The sequence below is a fragment of the Variovorax sp. 54 genome (assembly GCF_002754375.1).
Classification (GTDB): domain Bacteria; phylum Pseudomonadota; class Gammaproteobacteria; order Burkholderiales; family Burkholderiaceae_C; genus Variovorax.
The window spans coordinates 5571985-5591543 of record NZ_PEFF01000001.1; the positions used below are offsets into that span (position 1 = coordinate 5571985).

A 19559-nucleotide genomic window follows, 5' to 3' on the forward strand; every position below is an offset into this window, starting at 1 on the left:
TCCAAAACAAGACGAGAGACAAGACCATGACCACGAACATTTTTCCGATGAACCGCCGCGCGATGCTGGGTTTCGGCGCGAGCGCCGCGGCGCTCGCTGCACTTCCCGCGCTCGCGCAGGGCTCCGACAAACCCGTGCGCTTCATCCTGCCGATCAGCGCGGGCTCGGGTGTGGACGCCATCGCGCGCGCCGCCTCGGTTGCGCTCGGCAAGGCGCTGGGCCAGCCGGTGGTGATCGAGAACCTGCCGGGTGCCGGCGGCATCACCGGCACTTCGGCCGTGATCAAGGCGCTGCCCGACGGTTTCACGCTCGGCATGGTGTCGAACAACCATGTGATCAACCCGAGCGTGTTCAAGAAGATGCCCTTCGACGCCATCACCGACATCACACCCATCAGCGTGGTCGGCGCCACGCCGCTGGTGCTGGCCGTGAACCCGAAGCTGCCGGCGAAGAACGTGAAGGAACTGGTGGCGTTGCTGCGCGCGAAACCCGAGGGCTACAACTACGCCTCGTCGGGCAACGGCACCATCATCCACCTCGCGGGCGAGATGTTCATGGACGAGGCCGGCGTGAAGGCGCGGCATATTCCGTACAAGGGCACGGGGCCGATGGTGACCGACATGATCGCGGGGCAGGTCGAGATGGGCGTGGTCGCGCTGCCGGCGGTGCAGCAGCACATCAAGAGCGGCGCGCTGCGCGCCATCGGCGTGTGCGGCCCGGCACGCTCGCCGGCCGCGCCCGACATGCCGACCATCGCGGAGCAGGGGCTGCCGAACTACGCGGTCGAAGGCTGGTTCGCGGTGATCGGCCCGCCGAAGATGCAGCCGGCCGACGTCAAGCGCGTGCACGAAGCCATCGTGGCCGCCTTCGGTGCGCCAGAGGTGCGCGAGGCGATGGACAAGCAGGGCAACATCGTCAAGCCCACGTCGCCCGAGCAGGCCGCGAGCTACTTCCGCAGCGAGGCCGCGCGCTATGCGGCGCTGGTGAAGAAGGCGAACGTGGTGCTGGAATAAAGGTCTTGCTCCTTCCCCTCCCGGGGAAGGTTGGGATGGGGGCACGCGGCCTTCGATGAAGCGCCGCGTTGTCGTGGAAGCCGTCGTGCCCCCACCCCCGGCCCTCCTCCGGAAGGGGAGGGAGAAACACAGGCGAGGCCTACGCCGGGCTCACCGCGCGGTACAGCGCCCGCACGAAATCCGACTGCGTGATCATTCCCGTCAGCCGCTTCTCGCTGTCGATGATCGGAATGTGGTGGTGCCCGCCTTCCGAGAACAGCGGCACCAGCTCGACCACCGGCCGGTCGGCGCTGGCCACGCGCACCTGGCGCGTCATGATCTGGCCGACCACCTCGGGCTTGTTCGACATCACCGTGCGCGTGGCACGGATCAGGTCGCGCAGCCGGCCCGCGATGCCGTCGTGGTGCTGCAGGTCGAGCTGGCGAAAGAAGTCGGCCTGCGTGACGATGCCGACCACGCGGCGCGTGCGGTCGGTCACTGGCAGCGCCTTGATGCGGTGCTGGTGCATCAGCGTCCAGGCTTCCTGCAGCGGCGTGCCGAACTCCACCGAGATCGGCGTGCCCGACATGATGTCGGCGCAGTGCAGCGTGCCCAGGCGGCGCTTGTACGACTCCAGCTCGGTCTGCTGTATCAGCGACTCGAGGTCGTCGCGGCTGATGTCGAGCACCTGGTTGTAGCGCGCCAGCACGGCGTCGATGTCGCTCTGGCTGAAGCGCGCATCGGGCGAGGGCGGGCGTGCCACCTGCACGTGCGGATAGCGTCGGCCTGTGAGCGTGTTGTAGGCCACGCCGGCCAGCACCAGCAGCACCGAGTTCACGAGCACGGGGAACAGCGCCGCCGAGAAATCGGTGGTGTGCGTGAGCACCGCGAGCAGCGCCGCCGCGCCGCCGGGCGGGTGCAGGCAGCGCGTGAAGAACATCAGGCCGATGGCCAGCGCCACAGCGACGGCGGCTGCGAGCGCGGTGTCGGGAATCCAGCTCGCGCAGGCGATGCCCACGAGCGTCGACAGCGTGTTGCCGCCGATCACCGACCAGGGCTGGGCCAGCGGGCTGGCGGGCACGGCGAACACGAGCACGGCGGTGGCGCCCATCGGTGCGACCAGCCACACGGCGTGCTCCAGCGGGACGGCCAGCCAGCGGCACAGCAGGCCGGTGATCAGCAGCCCGATGCCTGCGCCGCCCACGGCGCGCAGGCGCTCGCGCGCATTGACGTTGGAGGGGCCCGGGAGCCAGGCGCGCAGATAAGTCCACAGTGCGGCGAATCGCATCCCGCGTCTCCCTCAGGCTTCGTCGAGAGCCACCCGACGCCCGATGTCGGGCCAACGGTGGTGCAGCCAGACCCAGGCGACCAGCCCGATCGCGAGCATCAGCGCGGAGGTGAGGGCCAGTGCCAGCGTGGAGTGCATCACCAGCGGCGCCACCGCGCCGGCCACGACGCCGTTGGCGGTGGAGCCGATGACGGCCTGCAACGACGAGGCCATGCCGCGGCGCTCGGGGTGCAGGTCGAGCACGAGCAGCGTGACCACGGGCACCATCAGCGCCCAGCCGAAGGCGAACACCGCCAGCGGCCACACGGCCCAGGCCACATGCGCCTGGAAGAAGATGTTGGCCACCACGTTGACCACCGAGGTGACCATCATGATCAGGAAGCCGTCGCGGATCTGCCGCTTGGGCGCCACCTTGCCGGCCATGCGGCCGCTGGCGCGCGCGCCGAGCATGATGCCGCCGATGGTCAGCAGGAAGAACCAGAAGAACTGCTGCGGCTGCAGCGCGAGGTGGTCGCCCAGGAACGCGGGCGCGGCCAGCACGTAGAGAAACATGCCGTTGAAGGGCACGCCGCTTGCGAAGGCCAGCAGCAGAAAGCGCGGGTCGGAGCACAGGTCGCGGTAGCCGCGCATCAGGTGGCGCACCTGGAAGGGCTGGCGGTGGTCCTTGTGCAGCGTCTCGGGCAGCAGCTTGTAGTTGGCGACGAACAGCACCACGCCCACGGCCACGAGGAACCAGAAGATCGAGTGCCAGCCCGCGTGCACGAACAGGAAGCCGCCCACGATGGGCGCAATGGCCGGCGCGACGCCGAAGTAGATCGTGACCTGGCTCATCACCCGCTGCGCCTCGGCCGGCGGGAACATGTCGCGGATCACGGCACGCGACACCACGATGCCGGCGCCGGTCGACAACCCCTGCAGGCCGCGGAACAGCACCAGCTGCGTGATGTTCTGCGACAGCGCGCAGCCCAGCGAGGCGAGCGTGAACACCGCCAGCCCCCACAGCACCACGGGCCGGCGCCCGAAGCTGTCCGACAGCGCGCCGTGGAACAGGTTCATGAACGCGAAGCCGAACAGGTAGGCCGATAGCGTCTGCTGCATCTCGGCCGGCGTCGCGCCGATGGAGTGCGCAATGCCCGAGAACGCCGGGATGTAGGTGTCGATGGAGAAGGGCCCGAGCATGCCCAGTACGGCGAGCAGCACGGCAAGCGCCCAGCGCGGGGCCTGCCAGAGTTTGTCTGCGTCGGGATTCATGGAAAGGCGGCTCCGTTGTACTTGTAGTGTGTGTCGGTGGAAAAGAAACGAGAACGCCCGCCGCCCGGGTGAGGGGCAAGGCGGGCGCTTGGGCTTCAGCGAACCTGGATTACAGGGTGTCGATGAAGCTGCGCAGCTTGTCGGAACGCGACGGGTGCTTCAGCTTGCGCAGCGCCTTGGCTTCGATCTGGCGGATGCGCTCGCGGGTCACGTCGAACTGCTTGCCGACTTCTTCCAGCGTGTGGTCGGTCGACATTTCGATGCCGAAGCGCATGCGCAGCACCTTGGCTTCGCGTGGCGTGAGGGAGTCGAGGATGTCCTTGACCACGTCGCGCAGGCCGGCTTGCATCGCGGCCTCGATGGGGGCCGTGTTGCTGCTGTCCTCGATGAAGTCGCCCAGGTGCGAATCGTCGTCGTCGCCGATGGGGGTTTCCATCGAGATCGGCTCTTTCGCGATCTTCATGATCTTGCGGATCTTGTCTTCCGGGATCTCCATCTTGGCGGCCAGGATGCCGGCGTCGGGCTCGAAGCCGAACTCCTGCAAATGCTGGCGCGAGATGCGGTTCATCTTGTTGATCGTCTCGATCATGTGCACCGGAATGCGGATGGTGCGCGCCTGGTCGGCGATCGAGCGGGTGATGGCCTGGCGGATCCACCACGTGGCGTACGTCGAGAACTTGTAGCCGCGACGGTATTCGAACTTGTCGACCGCCTTCATCAGGCCGATGTTGCCTTCCTGAATCAGGTCCAGGAACTGCAGGCCGCGGTTGGTGTACTTCTTGGCGATGGAGATCACGAGGCGCAGGTTGGCCTCGATCATTTCCTTCTTGGCATCGCGCGAGGACGATTCGCCCTCGTTCATGCGCTTGTTGATGTCCTTGAGCTCGGTCAGCGGCACCACGACGCGCGACTGGATGTCGGTGAGCTTCTGCTGCAGTTCCTGCACCGGCGGGATGTTGCGCGCGAGCACTGCGCTCCAGGGCTTGCCGGCGGCAGACTGCTTCTCGACCCACTTGAGGTTGAGCAGGTTCGAGGCGATGCGGTTGCCGTTCTTGTCGAAGCCGCTGAAATCGCGAATGAACTCGTCCTGCGGGAAGCCGCACTTGTCCACGATGATGCGGCGCAGTTCGCGTTCCTTCTTGCGAACGTCGTCCACCTGCGTGCGCACCAGGTCGCACAGCTTCTCGATGGTCTTGGCCGTGAAGCGGATGGTCATGAGCTCGTCGGACACGGCCTGCTGGGCCTTGGTGTACGCCGGCGTGCCGTAGCCTTCCTTCTCGTAGATCTTGTGGATCTTCTCGAACATCTCGGCGATGCGGTCGAAGCGCGAGAGGGCGTCGTTCTTGAGCTCTTCGAGCTTCTTGGTCAGGGCCTTGGAGCCGCCCTTGCCGTCGTCGTCGTCTTCTTCGTCGAATTCGTCGAAGTCTTCTTCGGCCACGTAGTCGTCGGCCTCGTTGGGGTTCGAGAAGCCGTCGACGATGGTCGAAATGACGACCTTGCCTTCACGGATGGTCGCGGCCATTTCGAGGATCGCGGCAATGGTGGCGGGGGAGGCCGAAATGGCTTCCATCATGGCCATCAGGCCGCCTTCGATGCGCTTGGCGATTTCGATTTCGCCTTCGCGCGTCAGCAGTTCGACCGTGCCCATTTCGCGCATGTACATGCGGACGGGGTCGGTGGTGCGGCCGAATTCGCTGTCCACCGTGGAGAGCGCGGCTTCGGCTTCTTCCTCGGCTTCTTCCACCGTGGTGGCGGTGGGCGCGGTGTTGTTCAGCAGCAGGGTTTCGGCGTCGGGGGTTTGCTCGTACACCGCCACGCCCATGTCGTTGAGCATGGTGACCACGACTTCCATGGTCTCGGCGTCGACCAGCTTGTCGGGCAGGTGGTCGGAGATTTCGCCGTGCGTGAGGTAGCCGCGGGTCTTGCCCAGCGTGATCAGGGTCTTCAGGCGCGAGCGGCGCTTGGCCAGGTCTTCTTCGGAGAGCACGGTCTCGTCGAGGCCGAACTCCTTCATCAAGGCGCGTTCCTTCGCCTTGCTGATCTTCATGCGCAGCGGCTTGACCTTTTCTTCAGTGGTCGCGACGACCGCGGGCTCGTCACCGGCCAGGTCTTCTTCGATGTCCGACAGGTCGACGTCGCTCTCGCCGGCTTCCTTGGCGGCCTTGGGCTTGCGCCCGCGCTTGGCGCCGGTGGCGGGCGCAGCTGCAGCGCTGGCGGCCTTGGGCGGACGGCCAACTTTCTTGGCAGCGGGGGCAGCCGTGGCAGTGGCCGCGGCTTTTTTGGGATCGTCGAGAGAGGTCGATTTCGTGGACACGGTTTTCACTTTCGTTGCGGCTGCCGTTTTGGACGCGGCGGCAGCCGTCTTGGTTGCCGGTTTGGCACCGGCTTTCAGCGGTTTCTCTGCTGCGGGCTTGGTGGCGACGCTTTTGACGACGCTTTTGGCAAGTGAAGGAGCAGGCTTCTTTGAACTGGGCATACGACCTCGTTACGACAAGAAAAGACAAGCGGGATCACAGGCGCGCTGTCACGCGGACAGCACCACCATGCCCGTGCACAGGCACGGACAAAACAATTGGGAAACGAGGAATTAATTCCTCACCAGGCAAGATGTCGGGCGAACATTTGGTATGCAGTCCTTGCGGTTATTGACCCTTTCCGCCGGAATTTACCGTTGGAGTGCGTTGCGCTAGGGGTCGGCCCGGAGGTGCTGCTGTCGCTCTTGCCTAATTTCGCCAGTTGCGAAGCCCTACATTATAGCCTGTTGCGCAAATTTCAAGCAGTATCTGTCCCCGACGCGCGAATGCGGTCTCGCAATTCGAGCCGGCGGGCTTCCAGCGCCTTGTAGCGTTCCAGGGCTTTCGGGTCTTTTCCGACCGACGCGATGGCCTCGCTCTGCTGGGCCTTCAGTCGGTCGTCGAGCATGAAGTCGAGCACGCTCGCCAGCTCCTTGGCGGCATCGGCCAGGTGCTGTTCTTCCTCGCCCTCGGGCACCGGCCCGGCCTCCGAAACGCTCATGAGGCGCTCGGCCAGCGGCGCGAAATCGAGCCCGCGCAGGCCTTCGCGCAGCGCCGCCCAGGGTTGCACGCCGTGCTCGTGCAGCTGGCTGTCCAGCCAGGTGAAGAGGGCGCCGTGCTCGCCCGGCAGGTCGCACAGCATCACGTGCAGCTCGTGCGACAGCGCTTCCCACTGCGCCATGTTCGACAGCACCAGCCGCACCGCCACATCGGGTCGGCTCGGCGGCTTGCCGCGTCCGCGCAGCGGCTCGATGGGCTCCTCGAACTTGCCGCCCCAGCGCTTGCCCTTGGTGAACTTGCGCGGCTGGAACTTGGGCTTGCTCTCGTTTTCGTAGCGCGGCGGCTCGTAGTCCTGCGCGGGCGGCATGTCCGGGTAGTAGTCGCCGGGGTCATTGCCGTAGCTGTCGGGTTCGCTGTGGCGCTGCGGGGCCTGGGACGGCGCACCGGCACCCTTGCGCGGGCCGGGCGCGGCCGTGGCCCACAGGTCGGACAGCGCCGCGGCGTCGAGCTGCACCAGCGTGGCGATCTCGCTGAGCAGCTGCCGCTTGAGCGCGCCGTCGGGCATGGCGCTCCAGAGCGGGCGCACGTTGCTGGTCATGTGGGCGCGGCCCTCGGCGGAACTCAGGTCGCAGCCTTCGCGGGCGGCTTCGAGCATGAAGCGCGACAGCGGCGTGGCCTCGGCCACGAAGCCCGCGAAGGCCTCGGCGCCGTGCGCGCGGATGTAGCTGTCGGGGTCGTGCTCGGCCGGCAGGAACAGGAACTTGATGCTGCGCGTGTCGGTGGCATAGGGCAGGGCGCCATCGAGCGCCTTGCGCGCGGCGCGGCGTCCGGCGGCATCGCCGTCGAAGCTGAACACCACCGATTCGGTGAAGCGGAAGAGCTTCTGCACATGCTCGGTGGTGCAGGCGGTGCCGAGCGTGGCCACCGCATTCGGAAAGCCGAGCTGCGCCAGCGCGACCACGTCCATGTAGCCCTCGGTGACGAGCGCGTAGCCGCGGTCGCGGAAGGCGGCGCGCGCTTCGTACAGGCCGTAGAGCTCGCGGCCCTTGCTGAAGACGGGCGTTTCGGGCGAATTCAGGTACTTGGGCTTTTCGTCGCCGAGCACGCGCCCGCCGAAGCCGATGCACTCGCCCTTGACGTTGCGGATCGGGAACATCACGCGGTCGCGGAAGCGGTCGTAGCGCTTGGCCTCCTCGTCGCTGAGCTTGCCTTCCTCGTTGTTGACGATCACCAGTCCGCTCTCGGCGAGCAACGGATCGTCGTAGTCGGGGAACACGCTGGCCAGCGCACGCCAGCCGGCCGGCGCATAGCCGATGCCGAACTGCTTGGCGACCTCGCCCGAGACGCCGCGGCCCTTGAGGTAGTCGATGGCGCCGGGCGCCTGGCGCAGCGCCTTGCGGTAGGCGTCGCCGGCTTTTTCGAGCACGTCGGTCAGCGTGGCCTGTTTCTGGCGCTGGGTGGCGGCGCGGGCGCGTTCGGCGGGCGAAACGTCGTCCTCGGGCACGACCAGGCCGTACTGGCCGGCCAGGTCGTGCACGGCTTCGACGAAGCCCATGCCCGCGTGTTCCATGAGGAAGCCGATGGCGTTGCCGTGCACGCCGCAACCGAAGCAGTGATAGAACTGCTTGGTCGGGCTGACCGAGAACGAGGGCGACTTCTCGCCGTGGAAGGGGCACAGCCCCATGAAATTGGCGCCGGCCTTCTTGAGCTGAACGTAGCGGCCGACAATTTCGACCACATCGGCGCGCGCGATGAGTTCCTGGATGAATGAAGCGGGGATGGTCATGGCTGCGGGGAGCGGCAAATCATACGCAAGCCGACGGGCGGCATACTGAACCCCGCCGCAAATCCACATCACGCATGAAGACGCCCCTGCCTTTGCAACACGCCGCGCCGCTGCTGCGCCACCCGCTGCGCTTCGTCTGGGGCGCGCTCAAGGACTTCCGTGCCAACCAGGGGTTGCTGCTGGCGGGGGCGGTCGCCTATTACGCGCTGCTGTCCATCGTGCCGCTGCTGATCGTGAGCGTGATGGCGCTGTCGCACGTGATCGACCAGGGCGAGCTGCTGCGCACCATCGGGCGCTACCTCGAATGGCTGCTGCCGGGGCAGTCGAAAGCGATCGTGGCCGAGCTGTCGAGCTTCCTGGACCACCGCTCGGTGCTCGGGCCGGTGCTGCTGGTGACGATGATTTTCTTCAGCTCGCTGGCGTTCAGCGTGCTCGAAAGCGCGATGGCGGTGATCTTTCACCACCGCAAGGACGATCACAAACGGCACTTCCTGGTGTCGGTGGCGATGCCGTACCTCTACATCCTGAGCCTGTGCGCGGGGCTGTTGCTGGTCACGCTGGTGTCGGGGGCGCTGCAACTGGTGGGGCAGGAAAGCGTCGACCTGCTGGGGCGCAGCTGGTCGCTGTCGGGCATTTCGGGCCTGCTGCTGTACCTGCTGGGGCTGGGCGGCGAGATCTTCATGCTGACCTCGCTCTACCTCGTGATGCCGGCGGGGCGCATGTCGCTGCGGCATGCGCTGCTGGGCGGCGTGACCGCCGCGCTGCTGTGGGAGGCCACGCGGCGCGTGCTGATCTGGTATTTCTCGACGCTGTCGCAGGTGAACATCGTCTACGGCTCGCTCACCACGGCGATCGTGGTGCTGCTGAGCCTGGAAATCGCCGCCATGCTGGTGCTGCTTGGCGCCCAGGTGATCGCGAACTACGAGCGCCTGGACCGCACCGGCAGCACGGCGCTGCCGGCGTCCGAGATCAGCGAGGGGCCAATCGAATCGCTCCGTCCAGACGAATCACCTCGCCGTTGAGCATGTCGTTCTCGATGATGTGCTTGGCCAGCTTGGCGTAATCGTCGGGCGTGCCCAGGCGCGACGGGAAGGGCACGCTGGCGGCCAGCGCGTCCTGCACCTCTTGCGGCATGCCGAACAGCATGGGCGTGCCGAAGATGCCGGGGGCGATGGTCATGTTGCGGATGCCGCTGCGCGCGAGGTCGCGGGCGATCGGCAGGGTCATGCCGACCACGCCGCCCTTCGAGGCGCTGTAGGCGGCCTGGCCGATCTGGCCGTCGTAGGCTGCGACCGAGGCGGTCGAAATCAGCACGCCGCGTTCGCCGGTGGCTTCGGGCTCGTTCTTGCCCATGGCGTCGGCCGCGAGGCGGATCATGTTGAAGCTGCCGATCAGGTTGACCGTGACGGTCTTGCTGAACACGGCCAGCGCGTGCGGGCCGTTCTTGCCCACAGTCTTCTCGGCCGGTGCGATGCCGGCGCAGTTGACGAGGCCCATCAGCTTGCCGAGCTTGGCAGCGGCGGCCACCACGGCCTGGCCGTCGGCTTCCTGGCTCACGTCGCACTTGACGAACACGCCACCGATCTCGCGGGCGACGGCTTCGCCCTTGTCAGCCTGCATGTCGGCGATGACCACCTTGGCGCCGTTGGCGGCCAGCATGCGCGCCGTGCCTTCGCCGAGGCCCGAAGCGCCACCGGTCACGATAAAAACCTTGCCGTCGATTTGCATTGAGAGTCTCCAGAAATGAGACCTGCATTATCGAAGACGGCTGCCGGGCCAAAAAAAAGGCCTCGTCGTGAGACGAGGCCCTGAATTGGATCCGTGAGGACCCAAGGAGACAACTGGTGGTGGTCGGTGCTTAGCGCTTGCGCGAAGCGGTGGCCGTCTTGGCAGCGGCGACGGCTTGGGTCGACACGGCGTTGAAGTTGGCTTCGGCGACGTCCGACGCTTGCTTGACGGCCTTCTGGACCGATTCGAAAGCGTTGTTGGCGGCAGCCACGGCGCTCTTCAGCACGGCAACGGCGGTTTCCGAACCGGCGGGGGCGTTCTTGGATGCGCTGTCGACCAGACCGACGAAGGCTTGCTGGGCTTCAGCGGCCTTGGCTTCGAAAGCCTTCGAGAATTCGGCGTTCGTGCCTTGGGCGATGTCGTACAGGTGACGGCTGTAGGCAGCGGTCTTTTCAGCCAGGGGCTGGAACAGGCTGGCTTGCAGCGTCAGCAGCTCTTGGGCGTCCTTGACGCTCAGGGCGGCCTGGACGGTGCTCTGGGCTTCGGTCAGCGCGGCCTTGGAAGCGGTCACGTTCAGTTCGACCAGCTTTTCAACGCCTTCGAAAGCCTTGGAGGTCAGGCCGAACAGGGTTTCGAGGTTTGCTTTTTGAGCGGCGAGGATTTGGTCAGCGGTCAGGGCCATTTGAGATCTCCAGAAAGGATGATGGGGTGGTCGATTCACGTTGCGCTGCGCCTCGTCGTTCATGTTGCGGTGCAGCATGGCCTGAAGTATAGGCAGCTGACTGTGACGAGCAAGTGCTTTTTTGTTGCTGTGCAGCAATTTAGAAGTGGCCTTCTAAATCCGGCCTGCGCGGCCAGAATGCGGCCATGCGTGCTTTCTATTCCGGGCAGTTCGTCCTGCCCCTGCCGCCGGGCCACCGCTTTCCCATGTCGCGCTACGCGATGCTGCGCGACCGCCTGCAGGAACAGCTGCCGGCCGTCGAGATGGACCCGGCCCCGCGCGCCACCGACGACGAGCTCGCGCTGGCCCACACGCCCGAATGGATCGCCGCCGTCAGCGAAGGCCGTGTGAGCCCGCAGGCCATGCGCGAGATCGGCTTTCCCTGGAGCGAGGCGATGGTCGAGCGCTCGCGCCGTTCCACCGGCGCCACCATCGCCGCCTGCCGCGCGGCCTTCGCGGGCGGCGTGTCGGCCAACATGGCGGGCGGCACGCACCACGCCTACGCCGACAAGGGCAGCGGCTTCTGCGTCTTCAACGACGCGGCGGTGGCCGCGCGGCTCATGCAGGTCGAACAGGCCCGCGCCGGCCGGCTGCTCAAGGTGGCGATGATCGATCTCGACGTGCACCAGGGCAACGGCACCGCCCGCATCTTCCAGGGCGACCCCAGCGTGTTCACGCTGTCGGTGCACGGTCAGAAGAATTTCCCGTTCCGCAAGGAGGCGAGCGACCTCGACGTGGAACTGCCTGACGGCTGCGGCGACACCGACTACCTCGCGGCGCTGGAGCACGCGCTCGACGAGCTCGACCGCCGCTTCTCGCCCGGCCTCGTGATCTACCTGGCCGGCGCCGACCCCTTCGAGCGCGACCGGCTGGGCCGTCTCAAGCTGAGCTTCGACGGCCTGGAGGCGCGCGACCGCCGCGTGTTCGACTGGACCTGGCAGCGCCGCATCCCGACGGCCTTCGCGATGGCCGGCGGCTACGCCAGCGACATCGCCGAGACGGTGCAGGTGCAGCTGGGCACCTTCCGGGTGGCGCTGGACTACTGGCGCCGCTGGCAAAATGCCGCGCGATGAGCGCCCCGAACCCGACACCCACCCCCAAGCCCACGCCCCACACCCGCAGCGCCTATCGGGCGTTTCGCAGCATCCCGACGCGCTGGGCCGACAACGACATGTACGGCCACGTCAACAACGTCGTCTACTACAGCTGGTTCGACACCGCGGTGAATGCGCTGCTCATCGAGCGCGGCGCGCTCGACATCCACGGCGGCCCCACCATCGGCTTCGTGGTCGAGACGCAGTGCAACTACTTCGCGCCGCTGGCCTTCCCGCAGACGGTGGAAGCAGGCATCCGCGTGGCGCAGGCGGGCCGATCGAGCGTGCGCTACGAGATCGCGCTCTTCGCCGAGGGCTCCGACACCGCGGCTGCGCAGGGGCACTTCGTGCATGTGTACGTCGATCGCGCGACGCAGCGGCCGGTGCCGTTGCCCGAGGCGCTGCAGCAAGTGGTCGATTCGCTGCGCGCCTGAGCGCCCACGAAAAACGGCGCCCGCAGGCGCCGTCGTGAGCGGGGGCAGGGCCCCGCTTACATCGTCTTCTTCATGGCCTTGATGTCGGCCTTGCCCTGGGCCTCGTCGGCCTTGGCCTGCTTCACGCACGCGTCCTTGGCCGCGCCGGTCTGGTCGTCGCACTTTTCCTTTGCGACTTCATAGGTGGCCTTCACCTTCTCTTCGGCCACCTTGCGGGCATGGCTGTCGCTCGGCTGGTACTGCTGCTCCAGCTCGGCCTTGGCCACTTCTTCCTTGCCCTTGGCTTCCTTCTGGCAGACGTCCTTGGCGTTGTCCTTCATCGTGTCGCACTGGGCCTTGGCGACCTTGTAGTCGGCCTCGACCTTTTCCTTGGCGACCTTGTACTCGTCCTTGGTCATGGCCCCGGCCTGGCTGGCGACGAAGCAGGTGGAGGCGAGGGCGAGCATGACGAGGTGCTGTTTTTTCATGGTGTGTGTCCTTTGCGGTGAGTGACGGAAAGAAGAGCGCAGGGCGCGTTCGTTCTCAGTACTTTTCGAACCAGAGCGCGTCCGGCGAGCGGCCGTCGCGCGATTCCCAGTCCTTCACCTGCTTCTCGGCCTCGTCGCGGCTGATGCCGTGGCGTTCCTGGATGCGGCCCAGCAATTGGTCGCGCTTGCCGGCGATGACGTCGAAGTCGTCGTCGGTCAGCTTGCCCCATTGCTCGCGGACCTTGCCCTTGAGCTGCTTCCAGTTGCCTTCGATGGTGTCCTTGTTCATGCGAATCTCCTTGAGAAAGAGTGATGACCCGGCGGAACATGCCGCCGCCGTGAAATCAATGTCGCGTGAGTGATTCCCCCTGCCGGTAGGACGTGCAGTCCGACCCTCGTAGGCAGAGGCCGACGCAGGCCGTGATAATGGAACGGACGCCGACGCCAGAGACCCGACGAGACACCGCGCACCGCACCATGATCATTCACAGCCTGCTCGACACCGACCTCTACAAGTTCACGATGATGCAGGTGGTCCTGCACCACTTTCCGGGGGCGCGGGTCGAGTACCGCTTCAAGTGCCGCAACCCCGGCGTCAACCTCGCGCAGTTCGCGGGCCAGATCCGCGACGAGATCCGCAGCCTGTGCTCGCTGCAGTTCCGCGATGCCGAACTCGCCTACCTGCGCTCGATGCGCTTCATCAAGAGCGACTTCGTCGACTTCCTGGGACTGTTCAGGCTCAACGAGAAGTACATCAACGTCATTCCCCAGCCCTCGGGCGAGCTCGAGATCCGCATCAAGGGCCCGTGGCTGCACACGATCCTGTTCGAGATCCCGGTGCTGGCCATCGTGAACGAGGTCTACTTTCGCAACACGCAGAAGAACCCCGACTTCGAGGAAGGCCGCCGCCGCCTTGACCTCAAGATCAGCCAGCTGCAAGAGGCCGGCCTGGGCGACCTCAAGATTGCCGACTACGGCACGCGCCGCCGCTTCTCCAAAGACTGGCACGAAGAAGTGCTGCGCACGTTGACGCAACGGCTCGGCGCTGTGGCCTCGCCGCCGGCCAAGTCGCCCGCCGGCGAACACCTGCCGCAGCTGGCGGGCACCAGCAACGTGCTGTACGCCATGAAGCTCGGGCTCATTCCACTGGGCACCATGGCGCACGAATACCTGCAGGCCTGCCAGGCGCTGGGCCCGCGGCTGCGCGACAGCCAGATCTTCGGCTTCGAGAGCTGGGCCCGTGAATACCGCGGCGACCTGGGCATTGCGCTGTCCGACGTGTACGGCATGAGCGCCTTCCTGCGCGATTTCGACCTGTACTTCTGCAAGCTCTTCGACGGCGCTCGCCACGACAGCGGCGACCCGTTCCAGTGGGGCGAGCGCATGCTGGCGCACTACCACGCGAACCGGGTCGATCCGCTCACCAAGACGCTGATCTTCAGCGACGGCCTCACGGTGCCGCGCACCATCGAGCTGTACCAGCAGTTCCGCGGCCGTTGCCTGCTGGCCTTCGGCATCGGCACCAACCTCACCAACGACCTGGGCTACGAGCCGCTGCAGATCGTCATCAAGATGATCCAGTGCAACGACCAGCCGGTGGCCAAGCTGTCGGACACGCCGTCCAAGAACATGTGCGAGGACGAGAAATACCTGGCCTACCTGCGCCAGGTCTTCGAGATCGAACAACCCCCCGCGTGAACCCTGTACCGACCCCCGTACGGCGCTTCGTCTGGTACGGTACAGCCCCATGAAAAAATCCCTCCGACTGGCCGCGGCCGCACTGCTGCCGCTGATGTTCCCCGCCCTCGCGTCGGCCGCCGAATTCAACGGCGCCACGCTGTCGCCGCTGTGGGGCGTGCCCTTCGCAGGCATCCTGCTGTCGATCGCGCTCATGCCGTTGCTGGTGCCGTCGTTCTGGCACCACCACTACGGCAAAGTGTCGGCCGCCTGGTCGCTGGCCTTCCTGCTGCCCTTCGCCGTGATCTACGGCGCGCCGTTGGCCGGGGCGCAGACGGTGCATGCGCTGGTCGAGGAATACATCCCCTTCATCATCCTGCTCACCGCGCTGTTCACGGTGGCGGGGGGCATCCACATCCGGGGCAACCTGCACGGCGCGCCCGGGCTCAACACGGCCATCCTGGCCATCGGTGCGGTGCTCGCGAGCTTCATGGGGACCACGGGCGCCTCGATGCTGCTGATCCGCCCGCTGATCCGCGCCAACGACAACCGGGCGAACCGGGCGCACGTGGTCGTGTTCTTCATCTTCATCGTCTCGAACGCGGGCGGCTCGCTCACGCCGCTGGGCGATCCGCCGCTGTTCCTGGGCTTCCTGAAGGGCGTCGACTTCTTCTGGACCGCGCAGCACATCCTGCCCGACACGCTGTTCATCCTGGCCGTGCTGCTCGTGCTGTTCTACCTGATCGACCGCCATTACTACCGCAAGGAAGGCGTGCTGCCGGTCGACCCGACGCCCGACACCAAGCGCATCGGCTTCGACGGCGCCATCAACTTCGTGCTGCTGGGCGGCGTGATCGCGCTGGTGCTGATCAGCGGCTTCTGGAAGTCGCCGGTCACCTTCGACATCTACGGCTCCAAGATGGGCCTGCCGGGCCTGGTACGCGACGTGGGCCTCATTGCCATCACGCTGCTGTCGCTGAAGATCACCGCCGCCAAGGTGCACGCCGACAACCAGTTCGAATGGGGCCCGATGGCCGAGGTGGCCAAGCTCTTCGCCGGCATCTTCCTGACGATCATTCCGGTGATCGCCATGCTCAAGGCCGGCACGCAGGGCCCGTTCGGCGCCATCGTCGCAGCCGTGACGCGCGCCGACGGCCAGCCTGACCCGGCCATGTACTTCTGGGCCACCGGCATCCTGAGCTCGTTCCTGGACAACGCACCCACCTACCTCGTGTTCTTCAACACGGCGGGCGGGGACCCGGTGGCGCTCATGACCACCTACGCCACCACGCTGGCCGCCATCTCGGCCGGCGCCGTGTTCATGGGCGCCAACACCTACATCGGCAACGCGCCGAACCTGATGGTCAAGGCCATCGCCGAAAGCCGCGGCGTGCGCATGCCCAGCTTCTTCGGCTACATGGTGTGGTCGGGCGCGATCCTGGTCCCGCTGTTCGTGCTGACCACCTTCATCTTCTTCCGCTGATCCCTTCCGCCCTTCAAAGAAAGAGACACGTTCCATGAGCAGCAGCAAGCCCAAGATCCTGGTCGCGCGCGCGGTGTTCCCCGAGACCCTGGCGCGCCTCGCGCAGCATTTCGAGGTCGAGTCGAACCAGGCTGACGAGACCTGGAGCAAGGACCAACTGATCGCAAAGCTGCAAGGCAAGCAGGGCGCCTTCACCACCGGCAGCGAACGCATCGATGCCGCGGTGCTCGATGCCTGCCCGGAACTGAAGATCTGCGCCAACATGGCCGTGGGCTACAACAACTTCGACGTCGACGCCATGGCCGCGCGCGGCGTGCTGGGCACCAACGCGCCCGACGTGCTGACCGAGACCACGGCCGACTTCGGCTTCGCGCTGCTCATGGCCACCGCGCGCCGCATCACCGAGAGCGAACACTTCCTGCGCGCCGGCAAGTGGGAAAAGTGGAGCTACGACATGTTCGCCGGCTCCGACATCCACGGCGCCACGCTCGGCATCATCGGCATGGGCCGCATCGGGCAGGGCATTGCCAAGCGCGGCGCGCACGGCTTCGGCATGAACGTGATCTATCACAACCGTTCGCGCCTCGACGCCGCGCTCGAGGCCGAATGCAAGGCCAGCTACGTCGGCAAGGAAGAGCTGCTCAAGACCGCCGACCACGTCGTGCTGGTCGTGCCGTACTCGCCGGCCTCGCACCACACCATCGGCGCGGCCGAGATCGCGCTCATGAAGCCGACCGCCACGCTGATCAACATCGCGCGCGGCGGCATCGTCGACGACGCCGCGCTGGCCGTGGCGCTGCGCGAGAAGCGCATCGCCGCCGCCGGCCTCGACGTGTTCGAGGGCGAGCCGAAGGTCCACCCCGATCTGCTGACCGTGCCGAACGTGGTGCTCACGCCGCACATCGCCAGCGCCACCGTGCCCACGCGCCGCGCCATGGCCGACCTGGCGGCCGACAACCTCATCGCCTGGGGCAGCGGCAAGGGCGCGCTGACGCCGGTCACGCCGGTGCCATCGGCCACGAAGTAGTTCAACCTGACCGCGAGAGCGACACGCCCCCACCTTGGAACTGACGGAATTGATTCTTCTCGCACTGGCCGCACTCGCCGTGGTGCAGCTGGTGCTGGTCATCTGGCTGCTGGCCCGCCGGCAACCCGCACCTGATCACAGCGAGATGCTGGGCGTGCTTGCCGCGATGGGCCGCGCCAACGAGCGCACCGAGCGCGAACTGCGCCGCGAGATCGGCGAGAACTCGCGCGGTGCGCGCCAGGAAACCGCGCAGGCCTTCGCCACCTTCCAGCAGTCGTTGACGCAGCAGGGCGCCGAGGCCACGCGCACGCAGAACGCGCAGCTCGACGCCTTCGCGCTGCAGCTCGCCTCGCTGCAAAAAACCCTGGCCGACACGCTGAACACCCAGCTGCAGGGCCTGAGCGAATCGAATGCGCGCCGCCTCGCCGAGGTGCGCACGACCATGGAAACCCAGCTCGCCCAGCTGCAGCAGAGCAACGCCGCCAAGCTCGACGAGATGCGCAAGACCGTCGACGAGAAGCTGCAGAGCACGCTCGAAGCGCGCCTGGGCGAGAGCTTCAAGCAGGTGGCCGACCGGCTCGAGCAGGTGCACAAGGGTCTGGGCGAAATGCAGACGCTGGCCGTGGGCGTCGGCAGCCTGCAGCGCGTGCTGTCTAACGTGAAGACGCGCGGCGTGTTCGGCGAAGTGCAGCTGGAGGCGCTGCTCGAGCAGGTGCTCACGCCCGAGCAGTACGCGCGCCAGATCGAGACCAAGCCGCGCAGCGGCCAGCGCGTCGACTTCGCGATCCGCTTTCCGGGGCGCGGCGATGACGGCGCGCCGGTGTGGCTGCCGATCGATGCCAAGTTTCCGCGCGACGACTACGAACGCCTCATCGACGCCCACGAGCGCGCCGATGCCGCCGGTGCCGAGGCCGCGGCCAAGGCACTTGAAGCCCGCATCCGCACCGAGGCCAAGTCGATCGCCGAGAACTACCTCGCGGCGCCGCACACCACCGACTTCGCGATCCTGTTCCTGCCGGTCGAAAGCCTCTACGCCGAGGTTCTGCGCCGCCCCGGCCTGATGGACGCGATCCAGCGCCAGCACCGCGTGACGCTGGCCGGTCCGACCACCTTGCTCGCGATGCTCAACAGCCTGCACATGGGCTTTCGCACGCTGGCGCTGGAGCGCCAGGCCTCCGAGGTCTGGAAGGTGCTCGGTGCGGTCAAGACCGAATTCGAGCGCTATGGCGAATGGGTGGCGCGCATCAAGGAACAAGTGGCCAAGGCCTCCGACACCATCGACAAGGCCGACACGCGCGCCAAGCAGATGCGGCTAGCGCTGCGCAAGGTCGAGGCCTTGCCCGAGGGGCAGTCCGAGGCGCTGCTGCCGCCCATTGCCGGCACTGATCTCGACAGCGAGGGCGACGACACCCCGTGAAAGGTTCTGAACTGCTGCGCGTCATCGGCGCCCAGGTCTGCCTGCACGCCACGATGGCGGGCATGCGGCTCGCGACCCCGCTGCTCGCGCTGCAGCAAGGCTACAGCGCCGCAGCCGTCGGCCTGCTGATCGCGCTGTTCGCGCTGACCCAAGTGTTCCTTGCGCTGCCCGCCGGGCGCTTTGCCGACCGGCACGGGTTCAAGCGGCCGCTGTGGCTGTCGGTGATCGCGGCTTCGGGCGGGGCCGGGCTGGCGTTGATTTTTCCGGTGTTCCCCGTCATGTGCATCGCCGCGCTGCTGACCGGCGGCGCCACCGGCGCGACCGTCATCGCGCTGCAGCGGCACGTGGGGCGCTCGGCCACCGATCCGACGCAGCTCAAGCGCGTGTTCAGCTGGCTGGCCATCGCGCCGGCGGCGGCGAACTTCGTCGGTCCCTTCCTGGCCGGCATGCTGATCGATCACGCCGGCCGTGCACCGGCCGACCTGCTGGCCTTTCGCATCTGCTTCGCCGTGATGGCCTTCCTGCCGCTGCTGTGCTGGCTGCTGGCGCGCGGTGCGCACGAGCCGCCGCGGGTGCCGCCAGTGCCGGGCGCCGTGCCCACGCGGGCCTGGGACCTGCTGCGCGAGCCGATGTTCCGCCGCCTGCTGTTCGTGAACTGGCTGCAGTCGTCGAGCTGGGACGTGCACGCCTTCGTGCTGCCGGTGCTGGGCCACGACCGGGGCATCAGCGCCTCGGTGATCGGCTCCATCCTTGGCGCCTTCGCAATTGCCGCGGCGATCATCCGCGTGGTGCTGCCGCTGATCGCCTCGCGCGCGTCGGAGCGCAGCGTGATCCTGAGCTCGACGGTTGTCACCGCCGCCGTGTTCGCCGTCTATCCGTTGCTGAACTCGCCGTGGACCATGGGCATCTGCTCCGTGATCCTGGGCTTCGCGCTCGGCGCGGTGCAGCCGATGGTGATGAGCATGCTGCACCAGATCACGCCGCATGCGCGGCATGGCGAAGCGCTCGGGCTGCGGCTCATGACCATCAACGCATCGAGCGTCGCGATGCCGATGCTGTTCGGCTCGTTGGGTGCGCTGATCGGCATCACCGGCGTGTTCTGGGTGGTGGGCGGCGTGCTGGCGCTGGGCGCGAAAGCGACCTGGGGATTGAAGCTCTGACATGCACGGGGAGGGCGCCT

Annotated in this window: 18 protein-coding genes; 10 read left to right on the top strand and 8 right to left on the bottom strand. The window is 66.8% G+C overall.

Annotation, left to right across the window (positions count from 1 at the left end):
- The first annotated feature begins 26 nt into the window (after positions 1–26).
- Positions 27–1013 carry a tripartite tricarboxylate transporter substrate binding protein gene (locus tag CLU95_RS25460; protein WP_099796168.1) on the top strand — a complete coding sequence of 329 codons (987 nt, stop codon included), beginning with the start codon at positions 27–29 and terminating at the stop codon, positions 1011–1013.
- 139 nt (positions 1014–1152) lie between these two features.
- On the opposite strand, the gene CLU95_RS25465 is transcribed toward CLU95_RS25460, so the two are convergent.
- From CLU95_RS25465 to rpoD, 3 genes are all read right to left on the bottom strand, one after another.
- On the bottom strand, positions 1153–2280 hold the full coding sequence (locus CLU95_RS25465; protein ID WP_099796169.1) for an HPP family protein: 1128 nt from the start codon (positions 2278–2280) through the stop codon (positions 1153–1155).
- 12 nt (positions 2281–2292) lie between these two features.
- Positions 2293–3531, bottom strand: a complete 1239-nt coding sequence (locus CLU95_RS25470) for a multidrug effflux MFS transporter (RefSeq protein ID WP_099796170.1) — start codon at positions 3529–3531, stop codon at positions 2293–2295.
- Positions 3532–3640: 109 nt separating this feature from the next.
- Complete coding sequence (gene rpoD, locus CLU95_RS25475; protein WP_257214732.1) at positions 3641–5845, bottom strand: RNA polymerase sigma factor RpoD; 2205 nt, start codon at positions 5843–5845, stop codon at positions 3641–3643.
- Here rpoD and CLU95_RS31220 point away from each other — a divergent pair.
- Positions 5838–6122: a hypothetical protein gene (locus tag CLU95_RS31220; RefSeq protein ID WP_257214733.1), complete on the top strand. Its 285-nt coding sequence runs from the start codon at positions 5838–5840 to the stop codon at positions 6120–6122. The two genes, rpoD and CLU95_RS31220, sit on opposite strands and share 8 nt — an antisense overlap.
- Positions 6123–6303: 181 nt before the next feature.
- On the opposite strand, the gene dnaG is transcribed toward CLU95_RS31220, so the two are convergent.
- Positions 6304–8331: a DNA primase gene (gene dnaG / locus CLU95_RS25480; protein ID WP_099796172.1), complete on the bottom strand. Its 2028-nt coding sequence runs from the start codon at positions 8329–8331 to the stop codon at positions 6304–6306.
- Between the two features lie 74 nt (positions 8332–8405).
- Here dnaG and CLU95_RS25485 point away from each other — a divergent pair, with 74 nt between their 5' ends.
- On the top strand, positions 8406–9353 hold the full coding sequence (locus CLU95_RS25485; RefSeq protein ID WP_099796173.1) for a YihY/virulence factor BrkB family protein: 948 nt from the start codon (positions 8406–8408) through the stop codon (positions 9351–9353).
- Here the strand turns inward: CLU95_RS25485 and CLU95_RS25490 are convergent.
- Together CLU95_RS25490 and CLU95_RS25495 are read right to left on the bottom strand one after the other, a co-directional pair.
- Positions 9301–10059 carry a 3-hydroxyacyl-CoA dehydrogenase gene (locus CLU95_RS25490; RefSeq protein ID WP_099796174.1) on the bottom strand — a complete coding sequence of 253 codons (759 nt, stop codon included), beginning with the start codon at positions 10057–10059 and terminating at the stop codon, positions 9301–9303. The two genes, CLU95_RS25485 and CLU95_RS25490, sit on opposite strands and share 53 nt — an antisense overlap.
- 130 nt (positions 10060–10189) lie before the next feature.
- Positions 10190–10741: a phasin family protein gene (locus CLU95_RS25495; protein ID WP_099796175.1), complete on the bottom strand. Its 552-nt coding sequence runs from the start codon at positions 10739–10741 to the stop codon at positions 10190–10192.
- A 185-nt stretch (positions 10742–10926) separates the two neighbouring features.
- On the opposite strand from CLU95_RS25495, the gene CLU95_RS25500 reads away from it, so the two are divergent.
- On the top strand, positions 10927–11853 hold the full coding sequence (locus CLU95_RS25500; RefSeq protein WP_099796176.1) for a histone deacetylase family protein: 927 nt from the start codon (positions 10927–10929) through the stop codon (positions 11851–11853).
- Positions 11850–12308 carry an acyl-CoA thioesterase gene (locus CLU95_RS25505; RefSeq protein ID WP_099796177.1) on the top strand — a complete coding sequence of 153 codons (459 nt, stop codon included), beginning with the start codon at positions 11850–11852 and terminating at the stop codon, positions 12306–12308. The genes CLU95_RS25500 and CLU95_RS25505 overlap by 4 nt, the downstream gene beginning before the upstream one ends.
- Positions 12309–12364: 56 nt before the next feature.
- On the opposite strand, the gene CLU95_RS25510 is transcribed toward CLU95_RS25505, so the two are convergent.
- Positions 12365–12775 carry a hypothetical protein gene (locus CLU95_RS25510; RefSeq protein ID WP_099796178.1) on the bottom strand — a complete coding sequence of 137 codons (411 nt, stop codon included), beginning with the start codon at positions 12773–12775 and terminating at the stop codon, positions 12365–12367.
- Between the two features lie 55 nt (positions 12776–12830).
- Positions 12831–13064, bottom strand: coding sequence for a CsbD family protein (locus tag CLU95_RS25515; protein ID WP_099796179.1), 234 nt, complete (start codon positions 13062–13064; stop codon positions 12831–12833).
- 188 nt (positions 13065–13252) lie between these two features.
- On the opposite strand from CLU95_RS25515, the gene pncB reads away from it, so the two are divergent.
- The 5 genes from pncB to CLU95_RS25540 are packed head-to-tail and all read left to right on the top strand — an operon-like array spanning position 13253 to position 19539.
- Positions 13253–14473, top strand: coding sequence for a nicotinate phosphoribosyltransferase (pncB, locus tag CLU95_RS25520; protein ID WP_099796180.1), 1221 nt, complete (start codon positions 13253–13255; stop codon positions 14471–14473).
- Positions 14474–14522: 49 nt separating this feature from the next.
- Complete coding sequence (locus CLU95_RS25525) at positions 14523–15935, top strand: sodium:proton antiporter (RefSeq protein ID WP_099796181.1); 1413 nt, start codon at positions 14523–14525, stop codon at positions 15933–15935.
- A gap of 34 nt (positions 15936–15969) precedes the next feature.
- The gene (locus CLU95_RS25530; protein WP_099796182.1) at positions 15970–16962 is read left to right on the top strand and encodes a 2-hydroxyacid dehydrogenase; all 993 of its coding nucleotides are present in this window, start codon (positions 15970–15972) and stop codon (positions 16960–16962) included.
- A 40-nt stretch (positions 16963–17002) separates the two neighbouring features.
- The gene (locus tag CLU95_RS25535) at positions 17003–18379 is read left to right on the top strand and encodes a DNA recombination protein RmuC (protein ID WP_099797479.1); all 1377 of its coding nucleotides are present in this window, start codon (positions 17003–17005) and stop codon (positions 18377–18379) included.
- Positions 18376–19539: an MFS transporter gene (locus tag CLU95_RS25540; protein WP_099796183.1), complete on the top strand. Its 1164-nt coding sequence runs from the start codon at positions 18376–18378 to the stop codon at positions 19537–19539. The genes CLU95_RS25535 and CLU95_RS25540 overlap by 4 nt, the downstream gene beginning before the upstream one ends.
- Positions 19540–19559 lie beyond the last annotated feature (20 nt).